Below are 12,938 nucleotides of genomic sequence, written 5' to 3'. Positions count from 1 at the left end.
GGCGACCGGGATAGGAGCACAGTGCTCGAGAACCAGGACGACCAGAACACCCCCACGAACGACGGCGACGCGCAGGACGCCCTCTTCCAGGCGCCCGCGAAGCCCGCTCGCAAGCGAGCGCCGCGCAAGAAGGCGGCCGCCGCCGAGCCTCCGGCCGACACGCCCGAGAGCTCCGCCGACGCGCCGGCCGAGAAGCCCGCCAAGAAGGCGCCCGCCAAGCGCGCGCCGCGCAAGAGGGCCGCTGCCGCGCCCGTCGAGAGCCCGTTCGAGGCTCCGGCTGCCGAGGCGCAGGCCGAGACCGCCGAGGCGCCGGCGGAGAAGCCCGCGAAGAAGGCCCCCGCCAAGCGCGCGCCGCGCAAGAAGGCCGCTGCCGCCGCGCCGGCCGAGGACGCCACCCAGTCCGTGGTCGAGTCCGTCGCGGGCCTCGAGACCGGCCGCCAGGCCGCGCCGACGGCCGACGCGACTCCCGAGACCGCTCCCGAGGCCACGGCCGACGCGCCGGCCGAGAAGCCCGCCAAGACCGCGAAGAAGGCCCCCGCGAAGCGCGCGCCCCGCAAGAAGGCCGCCGCTGCTCCCGCGCCCGCCGAGGACGCCACCCAGTCCGTGGTCGAGTCCGTCGCCGGTCTGGAGACCGGACGGCAGGAGGCCCCCGCGGCGGCCGAGTCGCCCGAGGCGGCCGAGAGCACCGAGGCGGCCGAGAAGCCGGCCCCGCGCAAGCGCGCGCCCCGGAAGCGGGCGGCCACGAAGAAGGCGGCGGCTCCGGAGACGACGGAGGCCCCGTCCGCGGGGGACCTCGTCGAGGCCGCCGAGGCTCCCGACCTGCAGACCCCCGAGGCCGAGACCGACAGCGGCGCGGGCGCCACGGGCGTACCGCTCTTCCAGACCCCGCAGGCCACCACGCCCCCCGCGCGCAAGCGCACCCGCAAGCCGAAGGTCGAGGAGCCGCCGGTCGAGGCGGAGGTCGCCGAGGACGCGGAGGAGGACGAGGAGTCCACCGAGGCTGCCGCTGAGACCACCGAGACCACCGAGACCACCGACGCGACGCCGGAGACCGACGCCACGGGCGACGAGTCCGACGACAACGACGACAGCAGCGACGAGGACAGCAACGACGACGACTCCTCCGGCGAGTCCGGCGGCGGACGTCGCCGTCGCCGCCGCGGCGGCCGTCGTCGCCGCAAGAGCTCGGGCGACAACGGCGACACCGACTCCGAGGGCAACGGCGACAGCAACGGCTCCGGTGACGGCACCGAGGGCTCCTCGGACGACGCCGCCTCCGGCGACAGCGAATCCGACGACTCCGCGGACGGCTCGGACGACTCCGACGACTCCTCCGACGGCGAGGGCTCCGGCTCGTCGCGCCGCCGCCGTCGTCGTCGCCGCTCGGGTGACGGCTCGGGCGGTTCGGGCGGCTCCGGCGACGACCCGGAGAACACGGTCACGAAGGTCCGCCAGGGCCGCTCCATCGAGGACGAGATCACCGCGGTCTCCGGCTCGACGCGTCTCGAGGCGAAGAAGCAGCGTCGCCGCGAGGGTCGCGAGGCCGGTCGCCGCCGGGCGCCGATCGTCAGCGAGGCCGAGTTCCTGGCCCGCCGCGAGGCCGTCGAGCGCGTCATGGTCGTGCGCCAGAAGGAGGACCTGACGCAGATCGCGGTGCTCGAGGACAAGGTGCTCGTGGAGCACTACGTCGCCCGCGAGTCGCAGACGTCGCTGATCGGCAACGTCTACGTCGGTCGCGTGCAGAACGTCCTGCCCTCCATGGAGGCGGCGTTCATCGACATCGGCAAGGGCCGCAACGCGGTGCTGTACGCCGGTGAGGTCAACTGGTCGGCCCTCGGCCACAAGGACGGCCAGCCCCGCAAGATCGAGTCGGTGCTCTCGTCGGGCCAGACCGTGCTCGTGCAGGTCACCAAGGACCCGGTCGGCCACAAGGGTGCGCGCCTGACCAGCCAGGTCAGCCTGGCGGGACGCTTCCTCGTCTACGTGCCCGACGGCACCACCAGCGGCATCTCCCGCAAGCTGCCCGACACCGAGCGCACGCGCCTCAAGACGCTGCTCAAGGAGATCGTGCCCGACTCGGCCGGCGTCATCGTGCGCACCGCGGCCGAGGGCGCCAGCGAGGACGAGCTGACCCGCGACGTCGAGCGGCTCAAGGCCCGCTGGGAGGACATCGAGGCCAAGTCGTCGAAGGGCGGCGCGCCGCAGCTGCTCTACGGCGAGCCCGACCTGACGCTGAAGGTCGTGCGCGACCTGTTCACCGAGGACTTCTCCAAGCTCGTCATCGAGGGCGACCAGGCCTGGGAGACGGTCTCGTCCTACGTCGAGCACATGGCGCCGGACCTCGCGGCGCGGCTGCAGCGCTACGAGCGCGACGAGTCGGCCGGGATCAGCAAGGACGTCTTCGAGAAGTACCGGATCGACGAGCAGATCGCGAAGGGCCTCGACCGCAAGGTCTGGCTGCCCTCCGGCGGCTCGCTGGTCATCGACCGCACCGAGGCGATGACCGTCGTCGACGTCAACACCGGCAAGTTCACCGGTTCGGGCGGCAACCTCGAGGAGACCGTCACCAAGAACAACCTCGAGGCGGCCGAGGAGATCGTGCGGCAGCTGCGCCTGCGCGACATCGGCGGCATCATCGTCGTCGACTTCATCGACATGGTGCTCGAGTCCAACCGCGACCTCGTGCTGCGCCGCATGGTCGAGTGCCTGGGCCGCGACCGGACCCGCCACCAGGTCGCCGAGGTCACCTCGCTCGGCCTGGTGCAGATGACGCGCAAGCGGATCGGCACCGGCCTGCTCGAGGCGTTCAGCGAGAACTGCACGCACTGCCAGGGCCGCGGCCTCGTGCTGCACGACCACCCCGTCGAGCAGAAGAACGGCGGCAACGGCGGCGGCGACGAGGACCGTCGGGGCGGTCGCCGGCGCGGCCGCGGACGCGGCGACGACCAGGGCGACCAGAAGGGCCAGAACGGCGGCGGCCAGAACGGGCGCGGCAAGGACGGCAACGGGCAGAACGGCGGCGGGCGCGGCAAGAGCGAGCGCACCGAGACGCCGGCCGCTCCGAAGCCGAACCCCGCCGCGGTCGCGCAGATGGCGCGTGTCGCGTCGTCGACGGCCGAGCACGCCGTCGAGGAGGCGGTCGCCACGGGCGACGAGACGTCGACGGGGGTGGCCGAGGTCGTGGCCGAGGCCGTCGCGGACGCCGTCGAGGCCGTCGCCGAGCACCCCTCCACGCGGCCGACGCCCGAGCTGGCCGCCGAGGCCCAGCCGGAGAAGCAGCCGGAGAAGCAGCCGGAGAAGCAGCCGGAGAAGCAGCCGGAGAAGCAGCCCGAGCCCGCCCCCGAGCAGCCGGCCGCCCCCGCTGTGGTCACCCGCTCGGTGCAGCGCACGGCGCGGTCCGCGAAGGTCGTCTCGACCAAGGAGGCCGTCGTCCTGACGGTCGACGCGGACGCCGAGCCGGCCGCGCCGGTCGAGGCGACGCCGGCCCCCGCGGTCACCGTGGTGACCCGCACCCGGGGCGGGTCCTCGAGCCGCTCCTGATCGACCAGCACGTCCCGTCACGAGGCCCTCGCACCGCTCTGCGGCGCGGGGGCCTCGTGCGTACTGCTGCGGGCCGACGGGGGCGGCGGCGAGTTGCGGTTTATGCCGCGTCCAGAGCGTCGAGTTGCGGGTTGTGCTGCGGCGGAACCCGCAACTCGACGCCGGCCACGCGGCGGAACCCGCAACTCGACGCCGGCCACGCGGCGGAACCCGCAACTCGATGCCGGCCACGCGGCGGAACCCGCAACTCGACGGGGGCGAGAGCGTCAAGGGCGTTCCAGTCTGCGGGAAGACCTTGCCGCCGCCGCTAACTTCACTAGGTTCGTGGACATAGCGCTTCCGCTGCGACGAAAGGCCCTCCCATGACCTACCGCCCCGAGACCCTCGCCGTGCACGCCGGGCAGGAGGAGGCCGACCCGGCCACCAACGCCCGCGCCGTCCCGATCTACCAGACGACGTCCTACGTCTTCGACGACACCGAGCACGCGGCGAACCTGTTCAACCTGTCGGTGCCGGGCAACATCTACTCGCGGATCATGAACCCGACGCAGTCGGTCTTCGAGGACCGGCTGACCCAGCTCGAGGGCGGCGTGGGTGCGCTGGCGACGGCGTCGGGGTCCGCGGCGATCACGTACTCGGTGCTCAACCTGACCTACGCCGGCGACAACATCGTGGCGCTCTCGACGCTGTACGGCGGCACCTACGCCCTCTTCGCCCACACGCTGCCGCAGTTCGGCATCGAGGTGCGCTTCGTCGACGCCGACAAGCCCGAGGACCTGGCCCGCCACGTCGACGACAAGACCAAGCTGGTCTTCGCCGAGACGATCGGCAACCCGCGGCTCAACGTCGTCGACATCCGCGCCTGGGCCGACGCCGCCCACGACCACGGGCTGCCGCTCATCGTCGACAACACGACGCCGACGCCCTACCTCGCGCGGGTCTTCGACCACGGCGCGGACGTCTCGGTGCACTCGGCGACGAAGTACATCGGCGGCCACGGCACCTCGATCGGCGGCATCATCGTCGACTCCGGCAACTTCGACTGGGCCGCGCACGCCGAGCGGTTCCCCGGGCTCACGCAGCCCGACGGCGCCTACCACGGCGTCGTGTGGACCGAGGCGGTCGGCAACCTGGCCTACATCATCCGGGCGCGCACGGTGCTGCTGCGCAACACCGGCGCCGCGATCGCGCCGCTGAACTCGTGGCTGTTCCTGCAGGGCCTCGAGACCCTGCACCTGCGCCTGGAGCGGCACAGCGAGAACGCGCTGGCGGTCGCGCAGTTCCTGCAGGACCACCCGTCGGTGGCGTGGGTGAACTACCCCGGTCTCGAGGGCGACGCGTCGAAGGCGGTGGCGGACCGGATCTTCACGGGCAAGGGGTACGGCGGCCTCGTCAGCTTCGGCGTGAAGTCGGGACGCGATGGCGGCAAGCGGTTCGTCGAGGCCCTCGAGCTGTTCAGCCACCTCGCCAACATCGGCGACGCGAAGTCCCTGGCCATCCACAACGCGACCACCACGCACAGCCAGCTGACCCCCGAGGAGCTCGAGGCCGCCGGCGTGCCGGAGGACCTGGTGCGCCTCTCGATCGGCATCGAGAACGTCGAGGACCTCATCGCCGACCTCGACCAGGCGCTCACCCAGGCCAAGTGAGCGGGAGCGGCCTGGGGCTCGTCACCACCCGGCACGCCGTCGTCGCGACGCCGCAGCACCCGCTGCGGCTCGTCGGCGGCGGCGTGCTGGAGCACGTCGAGGTCGCCTACGAGACGTACGGCGAGCTGTCGCCCGCCCGCGACAACGTCGTGCTGGTCGCCCACGCCCTGACCGGCGACGCCCACGCCGCGGGCCACCACGGCGACCCGGCGCGGCGCGGCTGGTGGGACGACCTGATCGGTCCCGGGCGTGCGGTCGACACCGACCGCTTCTTCGTCGTCTGCCCGAACCTGCTGGGCGGGTGCCGGGGCACCACGGGCCCCTCGTCGACCGACCCGGCCACGGGACGGGCGTACGGCCCCGACTTCCCCGACCTCGAGATGGGCGACCTGGTCGCGGTGCACCGGCGGCTGCTGGAGCACCTCGGCGTCGGGACCGTGCACGCCGGCGTCGGGGGATCGCTGGGCGGCATGCAGCTGCTGCAGTGGCTGGGCGAGGAGCCCGGGCGGCTGCGGCGTGCGGTGCTGGTCGCGGCCACGGCGCGCCTGACCGCGGAGAACCGGGGCTTCTCGGCGGTGGCGCGCGAGGCGATCACGAGCGATCCCGACTACCGCGGCGGCCGGTACGCCGAGCACGGCGTCGTGCCCGCGCGGGGCCTCAAGGTGGCGCGGATGCTGGCGCACCTGACGTACGTCTCCGCGGCCGGGCTGGAGACCAAGTACGGCCGCGAGGGCATCGAGTCCTACCTGCACCACCAGGGCGACGCGTTCGTGCGCCGCTTCGACGCGGGCTCCTACCTGACGCTGACCCGCCTGCTCGACCGCTTCGACCCCTTCGCCGACCCGGCGTTCGCGAAGGCCGCCGCCGCAGGGGAGCCCGAGGTGCTGGCCATCAGCTTCGACTCCGACTGGCGCTTCGGCACCGACCACTCCGCGCACATCGTCGCCGAGCTGGAGGCCGCGGGGCTGGTGGTCGAGCACCACGAGATCGCCTCGCCGTGGGGTCACGACTCGTTCCTGCTGCGCCCGCCCGGCTACCACGAGCTCGTCGCGGCGTTCCTGCAGCGGTGAGGCAAAGCGGCTGCGCGGTGGGACCGGGGCGGCCGATCATGGGCGCATGACGCAGGAGCCGGGGTGGTGGGGGCAGCACCCGCCGATGCCGCCGCCCCCGCCCCGTCCGCCGGAGCGGTTCCCGTGGGTGGCGGTCACGGTGGTGGGCTCGATCCTGGCCTCCGGGGTCGGGCTCGTGACCCTCCTCGGCCTGATGATGTGGCCGTACCTCACCCACGACTGACGCTGTCGGAGGACCCGGCTGTCCGGGCCCGCGAGGTACGCGCCGTGGCCGCGCTCGCCGGGGACGTGCCGGCCGCGGTGCTCGCGCTCGACGACGACGTCCTCGACGGCGACCTCCCCGCCCGGTCGTGGGCCCGGGACTGGGAACGTGTGGTCGCGACGCTGGAGGCGTACGCTCTCGACCTCGAGACCACCGGGGCCGGCGAGCTGCGGTGGCCGCGCACGGGTGACGGGTGGTCGATCCTGGACCGCATGGCCTCTGCCGAGGGCGGCTGCACGCTGCCCGACGCGGTGGCCGCGCTCGACCCCACGCCGTGGGGGCCCACGGCCGACGCTCGTTTTGCGGACCACCCCGATGATCCGTAGTATCGCTCCTCGGTGTGCTCGGTGGCATGCCACTTCTGTTCGGCGCCCGCCCGAGGCGTACGACCCCGGAGGTTCGGGGTCGCGCTGTGCAGGTCCAGCAGATCCCGGAGCAGTGAAGCAATGACGAAGGAGACCGCGGTGTACGCGATCGTGCGCGCAGGCGCCAAGCAGCAGAAGGTTGCCGTCGGCGACGTCATCGAGATCGACCCGACCGGTGCGATCGTCGGCGACACGCTGACCCTCCCCGTGGTCCTCGTCGTCGACGGCGAGAAGGTCACGGCGACGAAGCTCGACAAGGCGTCCGTCACGGCCGAGGTCGTCGGCGCCTCCAAGGGCCCCAAGATCGTGATCCAGAAGTACAAGAACAAGACCGGTTACAAGAAGCGCCAGGGTCACCGCCAGAAGTACACCCAGGTCAAGGTCACCGACATCTCGCTCTGAGACCTCCCGGTCTCTCCTCGCGTCACGACATCACCGAAGGACTGAACAGATGGCACACAAGAAGGGCGCCGCGTCCACCAAGAACGGCCGCGACTCGAACGCTCAGCGTCTCGGCGTGAAGCGCTACGGCGGCCAGGCCGTCAACGCCGGCGAGATCATCGTCCGCCAGCGCGGCACGCACTTCCACCCGGGCAACGGCGTCGGTCGCGGTGGCGACGACACGCTGTTCGCGCTGGTCCCCGGCGCCGTCGAGTTCGGCACCCGCCGCGGTCGCCGCGTCGTCAACATCGTTCCGGTGGCGTGAGCTGACGCTCACCCCACCCCGCACCACCACCTAGGGCGTCCCGGCGAAACGGGGCGCCCTTCGTGCTTCCGGGGGCAGGTCCGACCCAGACGTCGGCCCTGCCCTCCCACCCACTGCACCAGGAGCACCCCATGGCCGTCCCCACCTTCGTCGACAGCGTCACCCTGCTGGTGTCGGCAGGGCGAGGCGGCAACGGCGTCGCCTCCGTGCACCGGGAGAAGTTCAAGCCGCTCGGCGGCCCCGACGGCGGCAACGGCGGCCCCGGCGGCTCGGTGATCCTGCGCGTCGACCAGAGCGTCACGACGCTGCTCGACTACCACCACAGCCCGCGCCGCAAGGCCGAGCACGGCGGCCACGGCGCCGGCGCGCACCGCAACGGCAGCCACGGCGCCGACCTCGTGCTGGCCGTGCCCGACGGCACCGTCGTGCGCGACGAGCACGGCGAGGTCCTCGCCGACCTCGTCGGCGCCGGCACCGAGATGGTGCTCGCCCAGGGCGGCCGCGGCGGCCTCGGCAACGCGGCGCTCGCCTCCTCCAAGCGCAAGGCGCCCGGCTTCGCGTTGCTCGGCGAGCCCGGCGACGAGCTCACCATCCGCCTCGAGCTCAAGGTCGTCGCCGACGTCGGTCTCGTCGGCTTCCCCAGCGCCGGCAAGTCCTCGCTGATCGCCGCGATGTCGCGCGCGCGGCCCAAGATCGCCGACTACCCGTTCACCACCCTGGTGCCGAACCTGGGCGTGGTCACCGCCGGCGACACCGTCTTCACCGTCGCCGACGTGCCCGGCCTGATCGAGGGCGCCAGCGAGGGCCGCGGCCTCGGCCACGACTTCCTGCGGCACATCGAGCGCTGCGCCGCGCTCGTGCACGTCATCGACACCGCCAGCATCGAGCCCGGCCGCAACCCGGTCGACGACCTCGACGTGATCGAGAACGAGCTCGCCCGCTACGGCGGCCTCGAGGACCGGCCCCGTCTCGTCGCCCTCAACAAGGTCGACGTGCCCGATGGCTCCGACATCGCCGACATGGTCGTCGACGAGCTGCGCGCCCGCGACCTCGAGGTCTTCACCGTCTCGGCCGCCTCGGGTGCCGGCATCCGCGAGCTGACGTTCGCGATGGCCCGCATCGTCCAGGCCAAGCGCGCCGCCCAGCCGGTCGTCGAGGCGACCCGCATCGTGCTGCGCCCCGCGGGCGTCGACGGCGACGGGGACTTCACGGTCAAGGAGACCGGCGAGGGCTGGCGCGTGCGCGGCACCAAGCCGGAGCGCTGGGTGCGCCAGACCGACTTCAGCAACGACGAGGCCGTCGGCTTCCTCGCCGACCGACTCAACCGCCTCGGCGTCGAGGCCAGGCTCGTCGAGCTCGGCGCGGTCGAGGGCGACACCGTCCTCATCGGCCACCCCGACAACGCGGTCGTCTTCGACTTCCGCCCCGGTGTCGACGCCGGCGCCGAGATGCTCGGCCGCCGCGGCGAGGACCAGCGCTTCACCGAGGAGCGGCCCGCCGCCTCGCGCCGTCGCTCCATCAACGAGGCGTTCGACGAGCGCGAGGAGCACGAGGCGCGCGCCGACGTGGCCCGCCGCGTCGACGGCCCCCAGGCGTACGTCATCGGCGGCGACGACGACCCCGACCGCGTGCCGGACGACCTCGGCTGGAGCGAGGACGACCCGGAGCAGGGTCGGTGACCCGGCCCGAGGTCACCGGGGCGCGTCGCGTCGTCGTCAAGGTCGGGTCCTCGTCGCTGACCACGGCGGCCGGCGGCATCGACCCCGAGCGGCTGCAGGCGCTCGTCGACGCGGTCGCGACCGCCAAGAAGGCGGGCGTCGAGGTCGTGCTCGTCTCCTCCGGCGCCATCGCCGCCGGCCTCGCGCCCCTCGGGCTGCGCAAGCGGCCCAAGGCGCTGGCCGCGCAGCAGGCCGCCGCCAGCGTCGGCCAGGGCCTGCTCGTCGCGCAGTACACCGCCGCGCTCGCCGCCCACGGCATCACCGCCGGGCAGGTCCTGCTGACCGTCGACGACGTCACCCGCCGCTCGCACTACCGCAACGCCCACCAGACCTTCACCAAGCTGCTCGAGCTCGGCGTGCTGCCCGTCGTCAACGAGAACGACACCGTGGCCACCCAGGAGATCCGCTTCGGCGACAACGACCGGCTCGCCGCGCTGGTCGCGCACCTGGTGCACGCCGACCTGCTCGTGCTGCTCTCCGACGTCGACGGCCTCTACGACGGAAACCCGGCCGACGAGGGCACCTCGCTGATCTCCGACGTGCGCGGCGACGCCGACCTCGACGGCGTCGCGATCGGCTCCACCGGCTCGGCCGGCGTCGGCACCGGCGGCATGGTCACCAAGGTCGAGGCCGCCCGGATCGCCACCGGCGCCGGCATCCCCGTCGTGCTCACCTCCGCGCCGCAGGCGGCGCTCGCGCTGTCCGGCGAGCGGGTCGGCACGCTCTTCCACGCCACCGGTCGCCGTCGCCCCACCCGCCTGCTGTGGCTGCGGCACGCGACCGACGCGAAGGGTGCCGTGCACCTGGACGCCGGCGCCGTACGCGCGGTGCTCGGCCGCCGCGCCTCCCTGCTCGCCGCGGGGGTCACCGGCGCGACCGGGGGGTTCCACGCGGGCGACCCGATCGACCTCGTCGGCCCCGACGGCGCCGTCGTGGGCCGCGGGATCGTCAACTTCGACGCCAAGGAGATCCCGAAGCTCGCGGGACGCTCGTCGGCGGAGCTGGCCGACGCGCTGGGCATGGAGTACGGCCGCGAGGTCGTGCACCGCGACGACCTCGTCCTGGTCTGAGGCTGCTCGCGTCCCACCCGGGTCGCGGTACCTCCGATAGTCGAGAACTATCGGACGTACCGCGACCTCAGGCGGACGCGGGGCTGGCGGACGCGGGGCTGGCGGACGCGGGACTGGTGATCGTGTCGACCGCGGCGGCGCCGTCGGGCCCGGCCGCGTAGGTGTGGGGCAGGTCGGCGGCCCAGGCCAGCGAGTCGCCCGGCCGCAGCACGCTCGTGCGGCCGTCGACCGTCACGCCCAGCTCGCCCCGCACCACGTGGACGTGCTCGCGCACGCCGGCCGCGTGCGCGGGGGAGTCGCGCCGGGCGTCGGCGACCAGCTCGATCCAGTAGACCTCCGTCGTGGCCGCCGCTGCGTGGTCGACGTGCAGCAGCCGCGCGGACAGCGCCCCGTCGCCGCTGGTCGTGCCCGGGGCCTCGCCGACCAGGGCGACGAGGGGTACGCCGAGCGGTCCCGCGAGTGCGTACAGCGTCGCCAGCGTCGGGTTGCGGCGCCCCTGCTCGAGCTCGGAGAGCGAGGCCTTGCCGATGCCGGCGGTGCGGGCGAGCGCGCTCAGGCTCAGCCCGCGCGCAGCGCGCAGCTCCTGGACACGGCGGCCGACCTCGGCCGCGGTGGGATCGCTCACGCGGATGAGGCTACCGATTGCGTTCCGTATACGGAACGATCCGACTAGGGTGCGCAGCGTGAACGCCCCGGACACCGCCTCGTCGCACCCCGCCCCCTCGCACCGGGCCGGGGCGCGCCCCGGCCTGGCCACCCCGGTCGTGGCCGGCGTGGTGACCGCGGTCGTGGGGTTCACCTCCTCCTTCGCGGTGGTGCTGGCCGGTCTGCGGGCCGTCGGCGCGACCGCGGACGAGGCGGCCTCGGGGCTGCTCGCCATCACCCTGGCGTTCGGGTTCGGGATCATCGGGCTCGCGCTGTGGCACCGCGTGCCGGTCACGCTGGCCTGGTCGACGCCCGGCGCCGCGCTCCTGGTCAGCACCGGCGCGGTCGAGGGCGGCTGGGCGGCGGCCGTCGGGGCGTTCGCGGTCGCCGGGCTGCTGTTCGTGCTCACCGGGTTCGTGCCGTGGCTGGCGCGCCTGGTCGAGCGCGTGCCGGCCGCGGTCGCCCAGGCCATGCTGGCGGGCGTCCTGCTGCCGCTGGTCCTGGCCCCCGTGCAGGCGGTGGTCGCGGTGCCCGCCCTGGCGCTGCCGGTGGTGGCGGTGTGGCTCGCGGGGATGCGCTGGTGGCCGCGCTGGGCCGTGCCGGTGGCGATGCTGGCCTGCCTGGTCGCGATCGGCGTCGAGCTCGCGCGCACCGGCGCCGGCCTCGGCGACGACCTGCTGCCGGGGCTGGTCTGGACGCCGCCCGCCGTCACCCTGCCGGCGCTGGTCGGGATCGCGCTGCCGCTCTACGTCGTGACCATGGCCTCGCAGAACGTGCCGGGCGCGGCCGTGCTGCGCTCGTTCGGGTACGCCGTGCCTTGGCGCTCCGCGCTCGCCGTCAGCGGAGCCGGCACCGTCGTCGCGGCCGGCTTCGGTGGACACTCCATGAACCTCGCCGCCATCTCCGCGGCGCTCGCCGCGGGGGAGGAGGCCGGGCCCGACCGGGACCGTCGCTGGGTGGCCGCCGTCGCGGCCGGCTCGTCCTACCTCGTGCTCGCCCCGGCGGCCGCGCTCGTCGCCGCCGTCACCGTCGCCGCGCCCGGCGGACTGGTCGAGGCGGTCGCCGGGCTGGCGCTGCTCGCGGCCTTCGCCGCCTCGGTCGCGGCCGCGTTCGGCGACCCCGAGGAGCGTCCCGGCGCCGCGGTCGCCCTCGTCGTCGCCGCGAGCGGCGCCACGTTCCTCGGCGTGGGCGGCGCCTTCTGGGCCCTCGTCGCCGGGCTGCTCGTGCGGGCCGCGCTGCGGCGTACGCCCCGGGGCTGACGCGTCGCCCGCCCCCTGTTCGGGTTTGTTCGGAATCTCCCGAACGCGCCGTCGTGCCGTCCTCGATGCGCTGTGCTGGTCCCCAGCAGCACGGAGGACGAGGCGGGCCGCGGGCCCGGGGAGCCGTCAGGGTCCCTCGGCCGTGATGGCCGGACGACGCCGGGGATCGTCCGGCCACCGGCCCGCCCCGCCCCGCGAGGCGACGACTCCGCCGAGGACGGCATCGCGGATCGGGCGGCGTAGGCTGGGCCGGCCATGCCCACCACGCCCACGTCGCCGCGTGCGTACCTCGACCACGCCGCCACCAGCCCCCTGCGCCCGGAGGCCCACCAGGCCCTGCTGGAGCACCTGGGTGCGGGCGGCAACCCGGCCTCGCTGCACGCCGCGGGCCGGCAGGCGCGCCGGGTCGTGGAGGAGTCGCGCGAGAGCGTCGCGGCCACGCTGGGCTGCCGGCCGAGCGAGGTCGTGTTCACCTCGGGCGGCACGGAGGCGGACAACCTGGCGGTCAAGGGCCTCTACTGGGCGCGCAACGCCGGGCGGGCCCGCCCCCGCGTGCTCGTCTCCGCCGTCGAGCACGACGCCGTGCTCGCGACGGCCCGGTGGCTGGCGGCCGTCCACGGCGCCGACGTCGAGCTGCTGCCGGTCGACGACCAG

12 protein-coding genes are annotated in these 12,938 nt (G+C 74.2%); 11 read left to right on the top strand and 1 reads right to left on the bottom strand.

The window, feature by feature from the left end:
- Positions 1–21: 21 nt before the first annotated feature.
- The 9 genes from RDV89_RS02045 (at position 22) to proB (ending at position 10,380) form a co-directional block, all read left to right on the top strand.
- A complete protein-coding gene (locus tag RDV89_RS02045) occupies positions 22–3,540 on the top strand; it encodes an Rne/Rng family ribonuclease (RefSeq protein ID WP_315730871.1) in 3,519 nt (1,172 codons plus the stop codon).
- A 362-nt stretch (positions 3,541–3,902) separates the two neighbouring features.
- A complete protein-coding gene (locus RDV89_RS02040; RefSeq protein ID WP_315730870.1) occupies positions 3,903–5,189 on the top strand; it encodes an O-acetylhomoserine aminocarboxypropyltransferase/cysteine synthase family protein in 1,287 nt (428 codons plus the stop codon).
- The gene (gene metX, locus RDV89_RS02035; protein WP_315730869.1) at positions 5,186–6,259 is read left to right on the top strand and encodes a homoserine O-acetyltransferase MetX; all 1,074 of its coding nucleotides are present in this window, start codon (positions 5,186–5,188) and stop codon (positions 6,257–6,259) included. Before RDV89_RS02040 ends, metX begins: the two co-directional genes overlap by 4 nt.
- Positions 6,260–6,305: 46 nt before the next feature.
- Positions 6,306–6,482: a hypothetical protein gene (locus RDV89_RS02030; RefSeq protein WP_315730867.1), complete on the top strand. Its 177-nt coding sequence runs from the start codon at positions 6,306–6,308 to the stop codon at positions 6,480–6,482.
- A 44-nt stretch (positions 6,483–6,526) separates the two neighbouring features.
- Entirely contained in the window at positions 6,527–6,847 is a 321-nt protein-coding gene (locus RDV89_RS02025; RefSeq protein WP_315730866.1) for a hypothetical protein, read from the top strand.
- Between the two features lie 138 nt (positions 6,848–6,985).
- Positions 6,986–7,288: a 50S ribosomal protein L21 gene (gene rplU, locus RDV89_RS02020; protein WP_315731512.1), complete on the top strand. Its 303-nt coding sequence runs from the start codon at positions 6,986–6,988 to the stop codon at positions 7,286–7,288.
- Between the two features lie 49 nt (positions 7,289–7,337).
- On the top strand, positions 7,338–7,592 hold the full coding sequence (gene rpmA / locus RDV89_RS02015) for a 50S ribosomal protein L27 (protein ID WP_315730865.1): 255 nt from the start codon (positions 7,338–7,340) through the stop codon (positions 7,590–7,592).
- Positions 7,593–7,723: 131 nt separating this feature from the next.
- Complete coding sequence (gene obgE / locus RDV89_RS02010; RefSeq protein WP_315730864.1) at positions 7,724–9,271, top strand: GTPase ObgE; 1,548 nt, start codon at positions 7,724–7,726, stop codon at positions 9,269–9,271.
- The gene (gene proB, locus RDV89_RS02005; RefSeq protein WP_315730863.1) at positions 9,268–10,380 is read left to right on the top strand and encodes a glutamate 5-kinase; all 1,113 of its coding nucleotides are present in this window, start codon (positions 9,268–9,270) and stop codon (positions 10,378–10,380) included. Before obgE ends, proB begins: the two co-directional genes overlap by 4 nt.
- A gap of 67 nt (positions 10,381–10,447) precedes the next feature.
- Here the strand turns inward: proB and RDV89_RS02000 are convergent, their stop codons facing one another.
- Entirely contained in the window at positions 10,448–11,005 is a 558-nt protein-coding gene (locus tag RDV89_RS02000) for a helix-turn-helix domain-containing protein (protein WP_315730861.1), read from the bottom strand.
- A 58-nt stretch (positions 11,006–11,063) separates the two neighbouring features.
- On the opposite strand from RDV89_RS02000, the gene RDV89_RS01995 reads away from it, so the two are divergent.
- Positions 11,064–12,284 (top strand): benzoate/H(+) symporter BenE family transporter, encoded by a 1,221-nt coding sequence (locus RDV89_RS01995; protein ID WP_315730860.1) that lies wholly within the window; start codon positions 11,064–11,066, stop codon positions 12,282–12,284.
- A 255-nt stretch (positions 12,285–12,539) separates the two neighbouring features.
- Positions 12,540–12,938: aminotransferase class V-fold PLP-dependent enzyme (locus RDV89_RS01990; RefSeq protein WP_315730859.1), on the top strand; the 399-nt coding region annotated here is incomplete at its 3' end.

The sequence above is a fragment of the Nocardioides imazamoxiresistens genome, assembly GCF_032378595.1.
Classification (GTDB): Bacteria; Actinomycetota; Actinomycetes; order Propionibacteriales; family Nocardioidaceae; genus Nocardioides; species Nocardioides imazamoxiresistens.
The sequence above is the reverse complement of the archived record's forward strand: the minus strand, read 5'-3'. Positions and strand labels throughout refer to the sequence as shown.

What these genes read in the sequence shown, in the direction of transcription:
- RDV89_RS02040 (WP_315730870.1), top strand. Translation starts at nt 3,903, where the DNA reads ATGACCTACCGCCCCGAGACCCTCGCCGTGCACGCCGGGCAGGAGGAG.
- RDV89_RS02030 (WP_315730867.1), top strand. Translation starts at nt 6,306, where the DNA reads ATGACGCAGGAGCCGGGGTGGTGGGGGCAGCACCCGCCGATGCCGCCG.
- rpmA (WP_315730865.1), top strand. Translation starts at nt 7,338, where the DNA reads ATGGCACACAAGAAGGGCGCCGCGTCCACCAAGAACGGCCGCGACTCG.
- obgE (WP_315730864.1), top strand. Translation starts at nt 7,724, where the DNA reads ATGGCCGTCCCCACCTTCGTCGACAGCGTCACCCTGCTGGTGTCGGCA.